Below are 17,682 nucleotides of genomic sequence, written 5' to 3'. Positions count from 1 at the left end.
GGCCCCGGATGCGCGCGGTGGTGCCCGTCCGGACCTGGTCCGGCGGAGCCACCGCTCCTGATGCGCAGCTCGGGCTGCCCGTGCGGACCGCGCTGTCCGACGACACCAGGATAGGTGGCCCGTACCGGTGACCAGGTCCCTGTGTCACCAGGCGGGACGACGGCCCTGCGGCCCGGGCCGAAGGACCCGGCTGCGGGCGCGCTCCTCTTGCCGCGCGGAGGACCTTTGCCATACTTACGTTGCCGTAGGTTACGCACCCGTAGGGATGTGTGGCCGGGCGGCGCGCCTGCCGAATCTCCCTCACCCTCAGGGGACACATCTATGACCATCAGTCCCGACGTGATCGAGGACGCCTCGGCGTCTTCCGGCGCGTCCGTGCCGTCCGCGACCCTCGGCGGTGAGAGCAAGCGGTCCGTGGAGCAGATCGCGCTGCTGCTGTTCATCACCGTCCCCTTCCTCGCCCTGCTGGTGGCGCTTCCGCTCGCGTGGGGCTGGGGGGTGAGCTGGCTGGACGTGGGCCTGATGGTGTTCATGTACTTCCTCGCCTGCCACGGCATCACCATCGGCTTCCACCGCTACTTCACGCACGGTTCCTTCAAGGCGAAGCGGCCGCTGCGCATCGCCCTGGCGATCATGGGGTCGATGGCGGTCGAGGGCCCCCTGGTGCGCTGGGTGGCCGACCACCGCAAGCACCACAAGTACTCCGACCACGAGGGCGACCCGCATTCGCCGTGGCGCTTCGGCGAGACGGTGCCGGCCCTGATGAAGGGCCTGTGGTGGGCGCACATCGGGTGGCTCTTCGACGAGGAGCAGACCGACCAGCAGAAGTACGCCCCGGACCTGATCAAGGACCCGGCGATCCGTCGCATCTCGCGCGACTTCATCTTCTGGACGATGTTCTCGCTGGCGCTGCCGCCGCTGGTGGGCGGTCTGGTGACGATGTCGTGGTGGGGCGCCTTCACGGCGTTCTTCTGGGGCTCCCTGGTCCGGGTCGCGCTGCTGCACCACGTGACGTGGTCGATCAACTCGATCTGCCACGCGGTGGGCAAGCGCCCGTTCAAGTCGCGCGACCGCTCCGGCAACGTGTGGTGGCTGGCGGTGCTGTCCTGCGGCGAGTCCTGGCACAACCTGCACCACGCCGACCCGACCTCGGCCCGGCACGGCGTGCTGCGCGGTCAGGTCGACTCCAGTGCACGCCTGATCCGCTGGTTCGAACAGCTCGGCTGGGCGTCCGACGTCCGCTGGCCGTCCGAGGCCCGCATCGACGCCCGGCGCAAGGAAGAAGTGTCGAACGCGGCATGATGGGGGACGTGGGAAACGACGGCAGCAGTTCCAGCAGCGAGAAGCCCAGGCGCAGCCGCCGGGTCCGGATGACGGGCGCCGAGCGGCGTCAGCAACTGCTGGACATCGGCCGCACCCTGTTCGCCGAGAAGGGGTTCGAGGGCACGTCGGTGGAGGAGATCGCGGCGAAGGCCGGAGTCTCCAAGCCGGTGGTGTACGAGCACTTCGGCGGCAAGGAGGGCCTCTACGCGGTCGTCGTGGACCGCGAGATGCGCCAGCTGCTGGACGGGGTGACGGGCGCACTGACGGCCGGGCACCCGCGGGAGCTCCTGGAGCAGGCGGCCTTCGCGCTGCTGGACTACATCGAGAACTACACGGACGGTTTCCGGATCCTGGTCCGGGACTCCCCCGTGGCCCAGTCGACGGGCACCTTCGCCTCGCTGATCAGCGATATCGCCACGCAGGTCGAGGACATCCTGGGCCTCGAGTTCAAGGCCCGCGGCTTCGACCCGAAGCTGGCACCGCTGTACGCGCAGGCGCTGGTCGGCATGGTCGCGCTGACCGGGCAGTGGTGGCTGGAGACGCGCCAGCCGAAGAAGGCCGAGGTGGCGGCGCACCTGGTGAACCTGTCCTGGCACGGACTGGAGAACCTGGAAGCGAAGCCGCGGCTGGTGGGCCACCGCAAGAAGTGAGCCCCGTACCGCGTGCACGTACGACGGCGCCCCGTCACCGGTGATCCGGTGGCGGGGCGCCGTCGTGTGTGGCGTCAGGCCTTTTCCAAGCCGTGCTTCTCCAGGCCGGGGATCTCGGTCATGCCCAGCACCTCGGTGTAATGGGCGCGGAGCCGCTCCTCCGATCCGGGCGGTGCGGCGAGCTGGACGTGGTCGACTCCGGCGAGCACGCTCAGGCCTCCCTGCGGGCGACGGCGAAGATCCGGCGGAACGGGAAGACGGTTCCGCGGGGGCCCGTGGGGTAGGCCGCGCGGAGCAGGGCCCGGTACTCGGCGAGGAAGGCCTCGGCGGCCTCCTCGTCGTCGGCCAGCGCGGTGAGCACGGGCCGCAGTGCGGTGCCCTTGACCCAGTCCAGTACCGGGTCGGGACCCTGGAGCAGCTGGTGGTAGGTGGTCTCCCACACGTCGGCGGCGCAGCCGAGCTCGGTGAACCGCTCCAGGTATCCGGAGGGTTCGAGGATGTGGATGTAGCGGGCGCCGTGTCCGGCGAGCCGGGCCCGCCAGCGCGGGGCGTCGCACAGGTCGGCGAGGATCCGGTGGCTGGGGGCCGTGAAGTTGCCGGGGATCTGGAAGGCGAAGGTGCCGCCGGGGCGCAGTCCGTTGATCCAGGGGGCGAAGGATGCGGCGTGGCCGGGGACCCACTGGAGGGCGGCGTTGGAAACGATCAGGTCGTAGGTCTCCTCCGGGAGCCAGTCGGCCAGGTTGCCGTGGCGGAATTCGAGCTTGCCCCCGCCGCCGGTGGGACCGGCGTATTCGGCGTCGGCGCGGTGGAGCATCTCCGGGGAGAGGTCGTAGCCGGTGATGTGCGCTTCGGGCCAGCGGTCCGCGAGGAGCGCGGTGACGTTGCCCGGGCCGCAGCCGAGGTCGGCGATGCGGGCGGCCCGGGTGGGGAGATCGGGTATGCGGGCCAGAAGGTCGAGGAAGGGCCTGGCCCGGTGGTCGGCGTGCCGGAGGTATTGCTGCGGGTCCCAGGTGGGGGCGGTCGGCGCGGTGCGCGCGTCGTCCGTGGGGGACGTTGGGGATGCCGGGGGCGCCGTCGTGGTGGCGGTGCCGGTGGTCGACGCCGGAATCCTGGCCGGCGCGGTATCGGAATGCATGTTCGAGCCTCCCTGCTGGCAGTACGGTCGGAATCGGAAGCTGCTCCGGCCCCCTCCATGCCCCATGGTGGCGAAATATATATCTCGATGTCAAGATACTTGAGGTCGAGATACTCGATTTAAAGAGACTTCACGTCGACAGACCCTTTACACTGATCGGCATGGAGGACGAGGTCGACCGACTGGTCGCGGCATGGCGGCGGGAACGCCCTGACCTCGACGTGGAACCGCTCGAGGTGCTCAGCCGCGTCAGCAGGCTCGCGCGGCACCTCGACCGTGCCCGACGGCTGGCCTTTTCCGAGCACGGCCTGGAGCCCTGGGAGTTCGACGTCCTGACCTCGCTGCGGCGAGCCGGCGCGCCCTACCAGCTCTCCCCCGGCCAGTTGTTGACGCAGACCCTGGTGACCTCCGGGACCATGACCAACCGCATCGACCGGCTCGCCAAGAAGGGCCTCGTCGAACGGCTGCCCGACCCCAACGACCGCCGCGGGGTCCTGGTGCGCCTCAGCCCCGAGGGCCGCGACCGCGCCGACCAGGCGCTCGCCGGCCTGCTGGCCCAGGAACGGGCGATCCTGGCCCAGCTCTCGCGGACGCAGCGCGGCGATCTCGCCGGCCTGCTACGCCAGTTGACCGCTCCGTTCGACAACATCCCCGGTTAGTCCCTGCCCCGGCAGTCCCGGCAGGTCCGCGGGCCGTACGCCGGCCCGCCGGGCCAGGGCCACCGCCGCGAGCGTGGAGTGCACGCCCAGCTTGCCCAGCACGTTCTGCATGTGGGTGCGGACGGTGTGCGGGGAGAGGAACAGCCGCGCGGCCACGTCCTTGCGGCCCAGCCCCGCCACCATGCAGCGCAGCACCTCGTGCTCCCTGGGCGTGAGGGACTCCACCAGCCGTTCGCTGTCGGTACGGTGCTTGCGCGCCGCGGTCAGTTCGCGGAGCACTCCGGTCAGCAGCGCGGGCGGAAGGTGCGTCTCCTCGCGCAGGACTCCGCGGATGACGGCCAGGAGCCGCGAGAGCGAGCAGTCCTTGGCCACCCAGCCCGAGGCGCCCGCCTGGAGCGCCAGGGCGGCCCGGCGTGCGTCGTCGCGCTCGGCGAGCACGACCGTACGGACCTCGGGATGGGACACCCGTACGCCCGCCACCAGAGCGATCCCGTCGGCGACGGGCGGGGCGGACCCGGACTCCCGCTGGGTGGGAACGCCCGCGGGGACGGCAGCCAGGTCGGAGTCGACCAGCAGGACGTCGAAGGGGCGGCCCTCGGCCACCGCGCGTTCGAGGCAGCGCAGCGCGGCGGGGCCGCTGCCGGCCGCGGAGACGTCCACGTCCGGTTCGGCCGCGAGCGCGGCGGCGAGAGATTCGGCGAAGATGCGGTGATCGTCGACCACGAGTACCCGGATACGGACCACAAAACCCCCAAGGGTCGGGGAACGGACGACTGCGGGTACGACGCCCGGACCGGGTGATCCGCAGGCGCCGCGGCCGCCGCCGTGACATCTCTGCACTACCCCGGACCGGACGTCGTACCCGACTTGTCTCGACCCCTGAATCAACACCGGCCCCCACCGGTGTCACGCATCAGCGTAGGGCCGGGGTCGGCTCGTGGTTGGCCGAATTGCAGAAGTTTTCCGAGCGATTTTCCGGCGAGGCGCTTCCGGAGGAGCTCCGGGGTGGCTTGAAATCGACTGCTTTCTTCCAGCGGAAGTGTCGTTCCGTCCGGTCGTGTGCCGCGGGCAGTTGCACGGGGGGTATTTCACTCGGCGTGCGCACGCCGGGCGCCCGCGCGCAGCGCCCGGCGAGGGCGCGCCCGGAACGTGCGCGCGCCCCCGCCCTGGTCGGGGCAGGAGCGCGCCTGCGGCAGGGGTGGGGCCGGAGAGTCGGTGGGTGCTGGTGGGTGCCGGTGGGCTCAGCCGCGCCGGGCGCGGGTGAAGTTCCAGGCGTCCGTCACGATGCCCGTGAGGTCCGAGCGGGTCGGGGTCCAGCCGAGGCGTTCGTGAGCCGTGCGGGCGGAGGCGACGAGGAAGGCCGGGTCGCCGGCCCGGCGGGGAGCCACCACCTCGGGAACCTCCTTCCCGGTGACCTTGCGGACCGTCTCGATGACCTCGCGGACCGAAAACCCGCTGCCGTTGCCGAGGTTGCACACCAGGTGCTCCCCCTCGGCGGCGACCCGCAGCGCGGCCAGGTGGGCCTCGGCCAGGTCGGCGACGTGGATGTAGTCCCGTACGCAGGTGCCGTCCGGGGTCGGGTAGTCCTCGCCGAACACCGAGATCGACTCCCGCTCGCCGAGGGCCACTTGCAGCACCAGCGGGATCAGGTGGGTCTCGGGATCGTGCAGCTCGCCGAACTGCCCGTAGGCACCGGCCACGTTGAAGTAGCGCAGCGAGACCGCCGCGAGGCCGTGCGCCGCGCACTCCCCCGCGATCATGTGGTCGACGGCCAGCTTCGAGGCCCCGTACGGGTTGGTGGGGGCGGTCACCGAGGACTCGGTCAGCGGCCCGTCGCCCGGCTCCCCGTAGGTCGCCGCGGTGGAGGAGAACACCAGCCTGCGCACGCCCGCGCCGCGCATCGCGGCCAGCAGGGCCAGGGTGCCGCCGACGTTGTTCTCCCAGTACTTGCCGGGGTTCACCACGGACTCGCCGACCTGCGAGGAGGCCGCGAAGTGCAGGACCCCGTCGTAGGAGGGGTCCAGGTGCTCGGCGGCGTCCTGGATGCGGCCCTCGATGAACGCGGCGCCGGCCGGCACCCCGGAACGGAAGCCGGTGGAGAGGTCGTCGAGGACCGTGACCTCGTGGCCCGCCTCCAGGAGGTGCGCCGCGACCACCCCGCCCACGTATCCGGCTCCGCCGGTGACCAGATACTTGGAAGACTTGGAAGCCTTGGAAGACGCCGTCTCGCTCACGTGACTACTGCCTCTCGCCGGGGAAAAGCACGCACCGTGCGCGTGCTGGTCACCGGCATACCCGAATCCGCGCCGTCGGGGAAATCCCCGGCCCCGATCAGGGCCTGGCGCCCCCGGACGGCGGCAGTCCGGCCCGGTCGAGCAGACCGGTACGGGCGGCCAGCGCGGCCGCCTCCAGCCGCGAGCCCACGCCCAGCTTCATCAGCACCCGCTGGACGTGCGTGCGCGCGGTGCTCGGCGCGATGGCCATGCCGGCGGCGATGAGCCGGGTGTCCTCGCCCTCGGCGACCCGGACCAGTACCTCCACCTCGCGCGGGGTGAGCAGCCGCAGCAGCCGGCTGCCCTCGTCGTCGGGCTGGGCGGCGGGGTTGAGCAGCTCCGCGAAGGCCCCCTGCAACAGCTGCGGCGCGATGGCCACTTCCCCCGCCCGGGCCTTGGCCAGGGCCCGCTCCACGCCCTCGATGCGCTCGTCGTGGCGAACGTACCCCGAGGCGCCGGCCGCGAAGGCGGCCGCGATCCCGCGCGGGCTCGGCACCGGGCCCAGCACGACCACGGCGATCTGCGGGCGCTCCCGCTTGATCCGGACGATCGGCTCGAAGACCCCGGGCTCGGCGGGCGTCGCGGTGCCCAGCAGGCAGACCTCCGGGGCGCGGCTGATGACCAGTTCGGCGGCGCCCGCGGCCGGGGCGGCGGCCGCCAGCACCCGGTGGCCGCGCAGTTTCAGGGCCGAGGCGAGCGCCTCGGCCAGCAGCCGGTGCTCGTCGACCACCATGACCCGTACGCCCATTGAGGTACCCACCCCCGCCCTTCTGACCCGGCAAGCTACACGCTTGTTCGACGACGCGGTGGGGATACCGCGCAGAAGCCCCCGGAAGGACGGACCTTCCGGGGGCTTCGGGGCTTTCCGGGGGTTCTGCGGCACGCGGGTGCCGCTGCCGGTCAGCCCGTCGTGAAGGAGACGAAGATGTAGTACGGGTCGGTGACCACGGAGGACTTGCTGTGCACGGCGTCGCGGGCGATGAAGAACCTCCCGTTGCCGTAGCGGTACTCGGCGGCCTCCGGCACGAACTGGGTCTCGGCGCGCTGCGATTCCTTGGTCGCCGGGTTCTGCATGAGCACGGTCTCCTTCATCGTCTTGCCGTCGATGGAGACGACCTGGCCGCCGCCGTCGTAGGGCGGGATTTTGTGGGCGATGAGGTTGGAGCCGTCCATGCGCAGCGGGTAGATGGTGTGGCGCTCGCCGGCGTCGGCGCGGTCGGCGGTCAGCTTGCCGGTCTCCAGGTCGAAGGAGATGATCTCGTTGGTGCGGCCGGAGTCGGTCGTGCCCTTGTGCTCCTCGGTCGGCAGGTAGATCTTGCCGTTGCCGACGACCATGTGGACGCAGTCCTCGACCTCGGTGGCCCCGCACTCCGGGTTGTAGTTCCCCGAGGTGAGCGGGATGCGCGCCTTCAGCTGGCCCCCGTCGTCGAGCACGAAGAGGTCGCTCACGCCGGTGGCGTTCTTGGAGGTGTCGTTGACGTCCGCCGCGACGATCAGCGGCTTGGTGGAGACGATCTGGGCGAAGTCGAGGCCCGCGGGGAGCTTGTACGAGGACTTCTGCGCGCCGGTGACCGGGTCGAGGCTCTGGGCGGACAGTACGTAGTTCGGGTGCTGGCCGCACCGGCGGATCACGGCGAGGGCCGGGCCGCCCGCGTAGCCCAGGTCCGAGCACCTGTCCGCGTCGGTCTTGGCCGCCCACAGAACCTTGCCGTCGGCCAGGTTCCAGGCGGCGCCGCCGTTCAGGCCGCCCGCGGCGACGGTCTGGCCGCTGACGGTGACCTCGCCGAAGGTGATGGGCTTGTCGCCGCCGGTCTGGGACTTGGCGTTGGCCTTCCACAGGAGCTTGCCGCTGTTCAGGTCGATGACGCCGACCTGGTTGCACGGCTGGTACTTCTTCTCGGCCGTCGGCAGGGCCTCGTCGAAGAGGATCGCCGTCTTGTTGTCCGAGACCCAGCGGCTCGCGGCGCAGACGTTGGCACCGAGCGGGATCTCCCACTTCTTGGCGCCGTCGGCCACGTTGTAGCCGACGACCTTGCCCATGTCGGACTTGGCGTAGGTGGTGTCGGTGAGCCAGGAGCCGGGGATCTGGACGATCTCGGCCGAGTCCGGCATCGGGACGTTGACCAGCGTCTTCGACTTGGTCTTGGCGGGCGCCTTCTCGGTGCCGCCGCCGCCCGGGGCCTTGTCGCCGCCGGGGCTCGCGCTGCCTTCGGCCACGGGCTGGTTGTCGGAGCCCTTGTCCTCGCCGGAGACGTACCAGAAGCCGCCGCCGACGATGAGGACGATGGCCAGGAGGGCCGCGCCGACGATCAGCAGCTGGGTGCGGACCTCGTTGCCACCGCCGCCGGCGGCGGGCGCCGCCGGGCTCTGGGCCGCGTACATCGGCGCGGTGACGGGCTGCGGCTGCTGCGGGTAGCCGTAGGACTCCTGCGGATAGCCGTACGAGGGCTGCCCGGCGGGTTGCCCGGCCGGGACCGTCGGCGGCTGGGCGGGGACCGTCGGCGGCTGGGCCGGGGGCGGCGGCGGGGGGCCGGCCGGCATGGCCGGGGGTACCGGCGGGGGCCCGCCGAAACCGCCGGGCGGCTGGTCCTCGGCCTTGCGGAAACCGACCGGCGGCGGGTCCTGCGGCGCGCCGAAGCCGCCGGACGGCGGCTGGCTGGGGGGCGGCGGGGTACTCATCGGTGCTACTGCCTCTCGGTGGGCGGCTCGGCGGACTGCGCGGTGGGTCGCGCGGTGGACTGCTCGTTCTCGGGGCGGTCGCTCACTTGCCGAAGACCATCAGGAACTTCTCGCTCTTGTTCTGGGCCTGCAGATGGGAGGCGGAGACGAACAGCCGGCCGTCCACGTAGTCCACGTTCGGGGAGAGGAAGGAGCTCTCCACCGGGGCCGCGGCGCCGGACGGGTTGCGCAGCACCGCGGTGGGCGTGCCCCCGGCGGCCGGGATCGTGAGGACCTCGCCGCCCTTCTCGCGCTCCGCCTCGCTGTAGACGACGACCTGGCCGCCCGCCGCCTTCAGCGGGGTGAGGGTGCGCCCCTCACCGGCCGGGGTGCGCCACTTCACCTTGCCGGTGCCGAGGTCGAAGGCGACGATCTCGTTCGCCTTGCCGATGTCGGCCTTGGTGGGCAGGTAGAGGGTGTTCGCGTCCACGTGGGAGGAACCGCAGCTCTGGATCGAATGGTTGAAGAGACCGCCGCAGCCGACCGGGAAGCTGCCCTCGCCGGAGACGGTGGTGCGCTGCTTGCCGTCGGGTCCGAGGACCACGATGGAGCGCTCCTTGCCCTCGCTGTTGCCGAGGTCGAGGACGATCGGGTCCAGCGAGTAGACGGTCTTGACCTGGAAGCCCTTGGGGAGCTTGTAGATCCAGGTGTTCTTGCCGGTGGCCGGGTCGGCGTCCATGACCTGGACGGTCTTGTCGGCGTCCTGGCAGGTCGCGATGGCGATCATCTTGCCGTTCATGGCGGCGAAGTCGCCGGGCTGGCAGCCCTCTTCCCGCTTGTTGTCGAAGAGCTTGTCCCCGGTACTGACCTTGAAGGCACTGCTCATGCCCATCCGGTTGACGACGAGGGCGTCGCCGGTGAGGGCCAGTTCGAGGCTGGAGAAGCCGTCGAAGAGGCCTTCCTTCGGGACCTCCTTCGTCCATCCCTCCTTGCCGGCCTTGAGGTCGATCATCCGCATCATGTTGCAGTCGGAGCTCTGGGACTCGCCGTTCTTGTACATGACGACGGTCTTGCCGTCCGCGGTCATGTCGGTGACCCCGCAGATCAAGGTGGGGAGGGTGAGGGTCCACTTCTCCTTGCCGTCCTTGACCCCGTAGCCGGTGATCGACTTCCAGAGGGTCTTGACGACGGTGTCGCCGACGATCCACTGCCCCTCGGAGTCGACGCCCGAGCCGGGGCCGTCGATCTTGCTGGTCTTGAACCAGAGCACCTTGCCCTCGCCCTGCTTGCGGCCGGCGTTGAGGTCCTCTTCCTCCTCGTCGCCGTTGCCGCTGCCGTCGCCCTTGTCCACGGAGGCGGAGGGCGAGGCCTTGCCGTCGGCGGGCGGCGGCGTGGTGTCCTGTCCGATGACCTTGTCGTTGCCCTTGTCCTTGCCGGCGAAGAACGCGAAGTAGCCACCGGTGCCCAGGACGAGCACGCCGGCGACGGCGGCCGCGATCAGCAAGGTGAGCTTCTTCTTCGGCCCGCCGGGCGGCGCCGGCGGCATGCCGGGGGCCCCGGGGGCGCCGGGGGGCATGTGCGGGGGCTGGGGCGGGAAGCCGTAGCCCCCGGGCGGCTGCTGGCCGTACGGGCCCTGCGGCGGCTGGCCGTACGGGCCCTGCGGCTGGGGCTGCTGCGCGTACGGGTTCTCGCCCTGCGGCGGGAAACCGTACCCGGGCTGCGGGGGTCCCGGCAGGTGCCCGTAACCGGAGGGGTTCGGCGGCTGGGGCGGCTCGGTCATCAGCGCATACCTTCGGCTTCGGGTGTGGGAGGAAGCCCTTTCTATCACTGACGGCGAGAAGTGGGCCGGGCCGGTCCGGCCCCTGTTCCCAAGGGAGGACCGGCCCGTGATGCGGCCGTTATCGGCCACTTGGGGCCCGCGGGCCCCGGAGGCCCGGCGCGGCCTACGACTCCTCGGCGAGCTCCAGCCAGCGCATCTCCAAGTCGTCCCGGTCCGAGATGAGTTCCCGCAGTTCGGCGTCGAGCTTGGCGACCTTGTCGAAGTCGGTGGAGTTCTCGGCGATCTGGGCGTGCAGGCTGCTCTCGCGGTCCGTCATCTTGTTGAGCTGCCGCTCGATCTTCTGCAGCTCCTTCTTCGCGGCGCGCGCGTCCCCGGAGGCGGAGGACTTTCCGGCGGCGGCCGGGGCGGGCGCCGGGGAGGCCGCCTCGATCATCTTCCGGCGGCGCTCCAGGTACTCGTCGAGGCCGCGCGGCAGCATCCGCAGGCTCGCGTCGCCCAGCAGGGCCATGACGGTGTCGGTGGTGCGCTCGATGAAGAACCGGTCGTGCGAGATCACGATCATCGACCCGGGCCAGCCGTCGAGGAGGTCCTCCAGCTGGGTCAGGGTCTCGATGTCGAGGTCGTTGGTGGGCTCGTCGAGGAAGAGGACGTTGGGCTCGTCCATCAGCAGGCGCAGGATCTGCAGCCGGCGCCGCTCACCGCCGGAGAGGTCGCCGACGGGCGTCCACTGCTTCTCCTTGGTGAAGCCGAACTGCTCGCACAGCTGGCCGGCCGTCATCTCGCGGCCCTGGCCGAGGTCGACCCGGTCGCGCACGCGCTGGACGGCCTCCAGGACCCGCAGGGACGGGTCGAGCTCGCCGACCTCCTGCGAGAGGTAGGCCAGCTTGACGGTCTTGCCGACGGTCACGGTGCCGGCGGCCGGCTGGACCTCGCCCTGGGTACGGGCGGCCTCGCCGAGGGCGCGCAGCAGGGAGGTCTTGCCGGCTCCGTTGACGCCGACGAGACCGACGCGGTCACCGGGGCCCAGGTGCCAGGTGAGGTGCTTGAGGAGGGTCTTGGGGCCGGCCTGGACGGTCACGTCTTCCAGGTCGAACACCGTCTTGCCGAGGCGGGCGTTGGCGAACTTCATCAGCGCGGACTTGTCGCGCGGCGGCGGCACGTCGGCGATCAGCTCGTTGGCGGCCTCGATGCGGTAGCGCGGCTTGGAGGTCCTGGCGGGGGCGCCGCGGCGCAGCCAGGCGAGCTCCTTGCGCATCAGGTTCTGCCGCTTGGACTCCTCCGTGGCGGCGATGCGGTCGCGCTCGGCGCGGGCGAAGACGTAGTCGCTGTAGCCGCCCTCGTACTCGTGGACGTCACCGCGCTGCACGTCCCACATGCGGGTGCAGACCTGGTCGAGGAACCACCGGTCGTGGGTGACGCACACGAGCGCGGAGCGGCGTTCCTGGAGGTGCTTGGCCAGCCAGGAGATGCCCTCGACGTCGAGGTGGTTGGTGGGCTCGTCGAGTACGAGGAGGTCCTGGTCGGCGATGAGCAGCTTGGCCAGCGCGATGCGGCGCCGCTCGCCACCGGAGAGCGGGCCGATGACCGTGTCGAGGCCCTGCCCGAAGCCGGGCAGGTCGAGCCCGCCGAACAGGCCGGTCAGGACGTCGCGGATCTTGGAGTTGCCGGCCCACTCGTGGTCGGCCATGTCCCCGATGATCTCGTGCCGGACGGTGGCCTTCGGGTCGAGCGAGTCGTGCTGGGTGAGCACGCCCATCTGCAGGCCGCTGTTCTGGGTGACCCGGCCGGTGTCGGGTTCCTCCAGCTTGGCGAGCATGCGGATGAGGGTGGTCTTGCCGTCGCCGTTGCGGCCTACGACACCGATCCGGTCCCCCTCGGATACGCCGAGGGAGATGCCGTCGAGCAGGGTACGGGTGCCGTACACCTTGCTGACTGCCTCGACATTGACCAGGTTGACGGCCATCAGGAGCGCTCCAGGGAAGGGGTGTGGATCAGCCCCTCAGCCTAACCCTCCGCGAAGTGCCGGACCGTTCCACCAGCAGCCAGCCGCCCAGCGCCATGCCGATCGCGGCGGGCGCGGTGACCGGGAGCGCGATCAGGGTGGCGCTGTGGCCTTCCAGGAGCCCGCCGAGGCCGGTCGTGGAGAGCCCGAGGACGCCGAGGAGGCAGAGCACGGTGCCGAGTGCGGCGCGGGGGCCGGAGCCGGAGCCGGAGCCGGAGCTGCTCGTGCTGCCTGCGGCAGGCGCCTCGAAGCGCCGGAAGATCGCGACGAGGACGCCGGTCAGCGCGGCGGCGGCGAGGAACCTGACCGGGACCTGGGCCCACCAGGCCGCCCCGGCGGGCTCGGGCAGGGCGATGCCGAGCCCGAGCTGGGCGGCGTACACGGCGAGCATCGCGGTGAGGTGCCAGAGGAAGGCCGTCATGGCGACCCCGTTGGCGACGACCACACCGCGCCAGACCCGGGGCCGGGCCAGCCATGCGCCGGCGGGGGTCCTGAGCAGCTCCACGGCGCCCACCAGCCAGATCCCGTGCGCGAGCAGGGCGAGGGTGGGCGGGGCCATGTTGGAGACCTTCTCCCCGGGCATCCCGACCATGGACAGCGGGTACGGCCCGTACGCCACCAGCGCCACGGCCCCGGCGAGCCCGGCGGCGGCGAGGGCGCCGGGGCGGCGGAGCTGTCCGTCGGCGCGCAGGAAGCCGAGCTGGTGGACGGCGAGCCAGACGAAGGCGAAGTTCAGGAACTCGGCGTACGGGACACCGCCCGCGAAGCGCAGCAGATCGACGGCGGCCGCGGCCGCGGCCAGGGCCCCGAAGGCGGCCCAGCCGTGGCGCTCGTGCAGTTTCAGCAGGGGCGGGGTGAGCGCGACCATCGCGAGGTAGATCCCGATGAACCACAGCGGCTGCGTGACCAGCCGGAACGCCGCCCCGGACAGGCGCCCGCCGCCCCCGCCGAGGAGCTGCGCGGCGAGGGCCACGGCGGTCCAGACGGCGACGAACACGAGGGTGGGCCGCAGCAGCCGCCGGAGCCGGGCCCGCAGGAAGGCGGCGTACACGGGGCCCTCGGTGCGGCGCGCGAGGGACCGGTAGGACAGGGCGTGCGAGAACCCTCCGACGAAGAAGAACACCGGCATCACCTGCAGCGCCCAGGTGAGCACCTGCAGCGGCGGCACGACGGCGAGCAGGTTCCCTATGCCGTCGGTGCTGACGGCGGCCATCAGCCAGTGCCCGGCGATGACGGTTCCGAGCGAGGCGACCCGGAGCAGGTCGACGTAGCGGTCCCGCGAGGCGGGGGTGACGGCGGCGATGTCGCTTGCGCTGGCTCCCATGGGCCCTACGCTCCCGCGCGGGCCTCCGCGGCAACAGCGCGCGGGTACTCACTCCCGCCTAGGTACCCGGGCTGCGCCCGGACCCGCAAAGACCCTGGGGCTCCGCCCCAGACCCCGCGCCTCAAACGCCGGCGAGGCTGGATCTACCCAGCCGCGGCAAGGGGTCCGGGGCGGAGCCGCGGGGAACGGTGGAAGGGCGGGTAGGGGACTCCGCGCCGCGCAGCGGCACACCCCCGCCGCCTGGTCGGGCCGGCGGCAGCGCACGCCACGGGCTCCGCCCGGAGCGGCCGGTCAGAGGAGGGTCGCGCCCGGGGCCGGGCTCGTGGCCACGTGGGTGCTGCGGCAGGTGCCGGAGGCGTCGAGGGCCGCCGCCACCTTGATCGCCGACTCCGCATCGCGGACCAGGAAGGCCGTCGTCGGACCCGAGCCGGACACCAGCGCGGCCAGCGCCCCGGCCTCCGTACCCGCCGCGAGGGTCTCGGCGAGCGATGGCCGCAGCGAAAGGGCCGCGGGCTGGAGCCCGTTGGCCAGGGTGGCGGCCAGTGCGTCCGGGTCACCGGAGGCCAGGGCCGCGAGGAGGGCCGGGGACGCCTGCGGGGCGGGGACCTCCGTACCGGCGGTGAGCCGGTCGAACTCGCGGAACACCGCCGGGGTGGAGAGGCCTCCGTCGGCCACCGCGAACACCCAGTGGAAGGTGCCGGCCGCGACCGGGGTCAGGATCTCCCCGCGCCCGGTGCCCAGCGCCGCCCCGCCGACCAGGCTGAACGGCACGTCGCTGCCCAGCTCCGCGCAGATGGCGAGGAGTTCGTCGACCGGGGTCTTCAGCCCCCAGAGGGCGTCGCAGGCCAGCAGCGCGGCCGCCCCGTCGGCGCTGCCGCCGGCCATGCCGCCCGCCACCGGGATCCGCTTCTCGATGTGGAGGTGGACGTCCGGGCTCAGCCCGGCCCGCTCCGCCAGGATCTCCGCCGCCCGGGCCACGAGGTTGGTGCGGTCTAGCGGCACCTTGTCGGCGTCCGGGCCGGCGCAGGTCACGGTGAGCCCGTCGCCGGCGGTCGCGGTGACCTCGTCGTAGAGGGAGACCGCGAGGAAGACGTTGGCCAGGTCGTGGAAGCCGTCCGGCCGGGCCGCGCCCACCGCCAGCTGGACGTTGACCTTGGCGGGGACCCGTACGGCGATCGTGTCGCTCACAGCGCGGGCCTCTCCGCAGCGGGCTTGTGCTCGGCGATCGCCGCGAACTGCTCGACGGTGAGGGATTCGCCGCGGGCCTGCGGGGAGACACCGGCGGCGACCAGCGCCGCTTCGGCACCGGCCGCGGAACCGGCCCAGCCGGACAGCGCCGCGCGCAGCGTCTTGCGGCGCTGCGCGAAGGCCGCGTCGACGACCGCGAAGACCTCGGCCTTGGTCGCGGTGGTCTTGACCGGCTCCGCCCGGCGGACCAGGGAGACGAGTCCGGAGTCGACGTTCGGGGCGGGCCAGAAGACCTTGCGGCCGATGGCGCCGGCCCGCTTGACGTCCGCGTACCAGTTGGCCTTGACGGAGGGGACGCCGTACACCTTGCTGCCGGGCTCGGCGGCCAGTCGGTCGGCGACCTCGGCCTGCACCATGACCAGGGTCCGCTCGATGCTCGGGAAGCGGTCGAGCATGGTGAGCAGGACCGGCACGGCCACGTTGTAGGGGAGGTTCGCGACGAGCGCGGTCGGCGGCGGCCCGGGCAGCTCCTTGACCAGCATCGCGTCGGAGTGGACCAGCGCGAAGCGGTCCTTGCGCTCCGGCATCCGCGCCTCGATGGTGGCGGGCAGCGCGGCGGCCAGGATGTCGTCGATCTCGACGGCGACGACCCGGTCGGCGGCCTCCAGCAGTGCCAGCGTCAGCGAGCCCAGCCCGGGCCCGACCTCGACGACCACGTCGTCCGGCCGGACCTCGGCGGTGCGCACGATGCGGCGCACGGTGTTGGCGTCGATGACGAAGTTCTGGCCCTTCTGCTTCGTCGGCCGTACGCCGAGTACGGCGGCCAGCTCCCGGATGTCGGCCGCGCCGAGGAGGGCGGAGGTCTCGGGCGCGGACGTCTCCGGCACGGAGGTCTCCGGCACGGTGCTTTCGGGCTGCTGCTCTGCGGTGCTCACCGATAAAGGGTACGGCCGCAGTGTGGCCAGGGACTCGCCCCCCGCTGGACGTACAGCTTCTTCGCGCGGTACGTCTGTTCCGGGCCCGGAGCGTCCTGCGGTCGGCCGCTGCCGCCGAGGGCCTGCCAGGTCTGTACGTCGAACTGGTAGAGCCCCCCGTACGTGCCCGAGGGGTCCGTGGCGCCGGGTCGGCCGCCCGACTCGCAGCGGGCCAGTGCGCCCCAGTCGAGGCCGTCCGCACCCTGCACGGAGGTCGGCAGCGGCTTGGTGCCGACCTTGACGAGCTGTTTGACGGGCTCGCGTACGGTCTCCTGGGCGACCCGGCGGGGCTTTTGCCGGACCCCGTTGACGGTGCGCAGACTGTACGTGACCCTGCGCGCTCCGGGCCGGCCCGAGCGCTCGACGACTTCGGTTCCGGCGAAGAGGGCGGGGTCCTTGACCCGCTCGGTCGCGTAGGGGATGCGTTCCTCGCGGATCTCGCGGGTGCCGGTGATGCGGAGCACGGTGACGGTCTGGCCGTCGCGCGGGAAGGAGTCGGCGGGCACGGAGGTGGCGTCTTGGCCGTGGAGGGTGATCCCGGCTTCGTCGAGGGCCTCTTGAACGGTGGCGGCGTTCGTGCGGATGGTCCGCTCGCGGCCGTCGGCCATGAAGGTGATGCTGCGTTCGGTGCGGACGGCGAGGGTCAGGCCGGTCCGGGGGACGGTGGCGGTGCGGGGTGCGGAGAGGTAGGCGCCCTCGGCGCGGATGCCGAACTGGCGCAGTGCGCCGTCCACGGTGCGGGCGGTGGTCCACACCTCGCGCCGCTGTCCGTCGAGGGTCAGGCTCAGCGGGCGGCCGTAGCGCAGGACGATCTCGTCCCCGTCGTCGAGGACCTCCGCCCCCGCCGGGGCGACGAGGTCGTGGGGGCCGACGCCGAGTCCTTCGGCGGCGAGCAGCTCGTCGACGTCGTCGGCGAAGGTGTGCAGGGTCCGCGGGACTCCGTCGACGGTGAGGCGTACGGCCTTGTCGGCGGCCACGAAGGCGGTGGTGCCGCCCGCCAGGAAGGCGACGACCAGGGCCTGCGGCACGATGCGCCGCCAGGTGTCGCGGGAAGCGGGGGCGGCGCTCCTGCGCCGCCTTGGACCGGGGGCGGGGCCGACACCGGGGCCGACGCCGGTACCGGGACCGGCCGGCGCGGGCACCGTGCCGAGTCCGCCCCGGCGCCGTCCGGTCCCCGCGGGGACGGGTCCGGCCGGGGCGGGGGCGGTGTCCAGGGACGCCACCGGCGCGGTGCGGCGCCGACGGCCGGTGGCCGGTGGCTCCGGCTCGGGGGCGGGGGCAGGGGCGGGCCCCGGTGCGGGACCGGCCGGGGCGGGGGCCCGGCCGCGTGCCCGGCGGCCCGCCCCGGGCTCGGCGGCCGTCCGCCGCCGCCCACCGCCCCGGGGCGCCGGCACCGCGGGCTCCGGATGCGGGCCCGGGTACGGGTACGGGTACGGATCCGCGTCCACACCCGGACGCAGGAACAGGCCCAGGTCCGCATCCGCCGCCGGGCCCGGGAAGGCATCCGGATCCCGGCCCGCCTCCGGGCCCGGATCGAGATCCGCGCCCCGGCCCGACCCGGGGCCCGCGTACGGATCCACGTCCCCGTAAGGCCCCGCCGCGGCGGCCGGGCCCGGGGCCGACGCCCCCGGACCCGCGTACGGATCCACGTCCCCGTAGGGCCCCGCTCCGGCGGACGGGCCGGGGGCCGTCGCCCCCGGGTCCGGGTACGGGTCC

Annotated in this window: 15 protein-coding genes and 1 pseudogene; 4 read left to right on the top strand and 12 right to left on the bottom strand. The window is 72.6% G+C overall.

The features are described 5' to 3' along the window. Positions 1–8: 8 nt before the first annotated feature. From ACFVX6_RS00395 to ACFVX6_RS00385, 3 genes are all read left to right on the top strand, one after another. Complete coding sequence (locus ACFVX6_RS00395; protein ID WP_389686392.1) at positions 9–131, top strand: hypothetical protein; 123 nt, start codon at positions 9–11, stop codon at positions 129–131. Between the two features lie 190 nt (positions 132–321). Next, positions 322–1,302, top strand: a complete 981-nt coding sequence (locus ACFVX6_RS00390) for an acyl-CoA desaturase (protein ID WP_389686390.1) — start codon at positions 322–324, stop codon at positions 1,300–1,302. Next, complete coding sequence (locus ACFVX6_RS00385) at positions 1,299–1,973, top strand: TetR family transcriptional regulator (protein WP_383947427.1); 675 nt, start codon at positions 1,299–1,301, stop codon at positions 1,971–1,973. Before ACFVX6_RS00390 ends, ACFVX6_RS00385 begins: the two co-directional genes overlap by 4 nt. A gap of 107 nt (positions 1,974–2,080) precedes the next feature. Here the strand turns inward: ACFVX6_RS00385 and ACFVX6_RS00380 are convergent. Both ACFVX6_RS00380 and ACFVX6_RS00375 read right to left on the bottom strand, forming a co-directional pair. Further along, positions 2,081–2,182 (bottom strand): annotated as a pseudogene (locus ACFVX6_RS00380) (glyoxalase); the annotation flags it as partial. Between the two features lie 2 nt (positions 2,183–2,184). Continuing rightward, the gene (locus ACFVX6_RS00375; RefSeq protein ID WP_389686388.1) at positions 2,185–3,108 is read right to left on the bottom strand and encodes a trans-aconitate 2-methyltransferase; all 924 of its coding nucleotides are present in this window, start codon (positions 3,106–3,108) and stop codon (positions 2,185–2,187) included. 161 nt (positions 3,109–3,269) lie between these two features. Here ACFVX6_RS00375 and ACFVX6_RS00370 point away from each other — a divergent pair, with 161 nt between their 5' ends. Further along, positions 3,270–3,767 (top strand): MarR family winged helix-turn-helix transcriptional regulator, encoded by a 498-nt coding sequence (locus ACFVX6_RS00370; protein WP_243335294.1) that lies wholly within the window; start codon positions 3,270–3,272, stop codon positions 3,765–3,767. Here ACFVX6_RS00370 and ACFVX6_RS00365 read toward each other — a convergent pair. The 10 genes from ACFVX6_RS00365 to ACFVX6_RS00320 all read right to left on the bottom strand — a co-directional run bounded on the left by ACFVX6_RS00365 (position 3,726) and on the right by ACFVX6_RS00320 (position 17,360). Then, positions 3,726–4,511, bottom strand: a complete 786-nt coding sequence (locus ACFVX6_RS00365; protein WP_389686386.1) for a LuxR C-terminal-related transcriptional regulator — start codon at positions 4,509–4,511, stop codon at positions 3,726–3,728. The two genes, ACFVX6_RS00370 and ACFVX6_RS00365, sit on opposite strands and share 42 nt — an antisense overlap. 497 nt (positions 4,512–5,008) lie before the next feature. After that, on the bottom strand, positions 5,009–6,001 hold the full coding sequence (galE, locus tag ACFVX6_RS00360) for a UDP-glucose 4-epimerase GalE (RefSeq protein WP_389686384.1): 993 nt from the start codon (positions 5,999–6,001) through the stop codon (positions 5,009–5,011). A 97-nt stretch (positions 6,002–6,098) separates the two neighbouring features. Then, complete coding sequence (locus tag ACFVX6_RS00355) at positions 6,099–6,788, bottom strand: LuxR C-terminal-related transcriptional regulator (protein WP_266913012.1); 690 nt, start codon at positions 6,786–6,788, stop codon at positions 6,099–6,101. A gap of 152 nt (positions 6,789–6,940) precedes the next feature. Then, the gene (locus ACFVX6_RS00350; RefSeq protein ID WP_389686569.1) at positions 6,941–8,080 is read right to left on the bottom strand and encodes a PQQ-binding-like beta-propeller repeat protein; all 1,140 of its coding nucleotides are present in this window, start codon (positions 8,078–8,080) and stop codon (positions 6,941–6,943) included. A 721-nt stretch (positions 8,081–8,801) separates the two neighbouring features. Next, complete coding sequence (locus ACFVX6_RS00345; RefSeq protein WP_389686382.1) at positions 8,802–10,478, bottom strand: PQQ-binding-like beta-propeller repeat protein; 1,677 nt, start codon at positions 10,476–10,478, stop codon at positions 8,802–8,804. A gap of 163 nt (positions 10,479–10,641) precedes the next feature. Next, the gene (locus ACFVX6_RS00340) at positions 10,642–12,441 is read right to left on the bottom strand and encodes an ABC-F family ATP-binding cassette domain-containing protein (protein WP_389686380.1); all 1,800 of its coding nucleotides are present in this window, start codon (positions 12,439–12,441) and stop codon (positions 10,642–10,644) included. 28 nt (positions 12,442–12,469) lie between these two features. After that, positions 12,470–13,804 (bottom strand): acyltransferase family protein, encoded by a 1,335-nt coding sequence (locus tag ACFVX6_RS00335; protein ID WP_389686378.1) that lies wholly within the window; start codon positions 13,802–13,804, stop codon positions 12,470–12,472. 291 nt (positions 13,805–14,095) lie between these two features. Further along, on the bottom strand, positions 14,096–14,992 hold the full coding sequence (locus ACFVX6_RS00330) for a 4-(cytidine 5'-diphospho)-2-C-methyl-D-erythritol kinase (RefSeq protein WP_389686376.1): 897 nt from the start codon (positions 14,990–14,992) through the stop codon (positions 14,096–14,098). Next, positions 14,989–15,927 (bottom strand): 16S rRNA (adenine(1518)-N(6)/adenine(1519)-N(6))-dimethyltransferase RsmA, encoded by a 939-nt coding sequence (rsmA, locus tag ACFVX6_RS00325; RefSeq protein ID WP_389686374.1) that lies wholly within the window; start codon positions 15,925–15,927, stop codon positions 14,989–14,991. The genes ACFVX6_RS00330 and rsmA overlap by 4 nt, the downstream gene beginning before the upstream one ends. Continuing rightward, positions 15,924–17,360, bottom strand: a complete 1,437-nt coding sequence (locus ACFVX6_RS00320; RefSeq protein ID WP_389686567.1) for a ubiquitin-like domain-containing protein — start codon at positions 17,358–17,360, stop codon at positions 15,924–15,926. The genes rsmA and ACFVX6_RS00320 overlap by 4 nt, the downstream gene beginning before the upstream one ends. Positions 17,361–17,682 lie beyond the last annotated feature (322 nt).

Source organism: Streptomyces sp. NPDC058289, assembly GCF_042880975.1.
GTDB lineage: Bacteria > Actinomycetota > Actinomycetes > Streptomycetales > Streptomycetaceae > Streptomyces > Streptomyces stoeckheimensis.
This window is presented reverse-complemented; position numbering and strand designations above follow the sequence as displayed.

Bases quoted from the DNA above. Each gene is read 5' to 3' on its own strand.
- ACFVX6_RS00355 (WP_266913012.1), bottom strand. From the start codon at position 6,788: ATGGGCGTACGGGTCATGGTGGTCGACGAGCACCGGCTGCTGGCCGAG.
- ACFVX6_RS00370 (WP_243335294.1), top strand. From the start codon at position 3,270: ATGGAGGACGAGGTCGACCGACTGGTCGCGGCATGGCGGCGGGAACGC.
- ACFVX6_RS00385 (WP_383947427.1), top strand. From the start codon at position 1,299: ATGATGGGGGACGTGGGAAACGACGGCAGCAGTTCCAGCAGCGAGAAG.
- ACFVX6_RS00345 (WP_389686382.1), bottom strand. From the start codon at position 10,478: ATGACCGAGCCGCCCCAGCCGCCGAACCCCTCCGGTTACGGGCACCTG.
- ACFVX6_RS00375 (WP_389686388.1), bottom strand. From the start codon at position 3,108: ATGCATTCCGATACCGCGCCGGCCAGGATTCCGGCGTCGACCACCGGC.
- ACFVX6_RS00340 (WP_389686380.1), bottom strand. From the start codon at position 12,441: ATGGCCGTCAACCTGGTCAATGTCGAGGCAGTCAGCAAGGTGTACGGC.
- ACFVX6_RS00390 (WP_389686390.1), top strand. From the start codon at position 322: ATGACCATCAGTCCCGACGTGATCGAGGACGCCTCGGCGTCTTCCGGC.
- ACFVX6_RS00335 (WP_389686378.1), bottom strand. From the start codon at position 13,804: ATGGGAGCCAGCGCAAGCGACATCGCCGCCGTCACCCCCGCCTCGCGG.
- ACFVX6_RS00395 (WP_389686392.1), top strand. From the start codon at position 9: ATGCGCGCGGTGGTGCCCGTCCGGACCTGGTCCGGCGGAGCCACCGCT.
- ACFVX6_RS00350 (WP_389686569.1), bottom strand. From the start codon at position 8,080: ATGGGCAAGGTCGTCGGCTACAACGTGGCCGACGGCGCCAAGAAGTGG.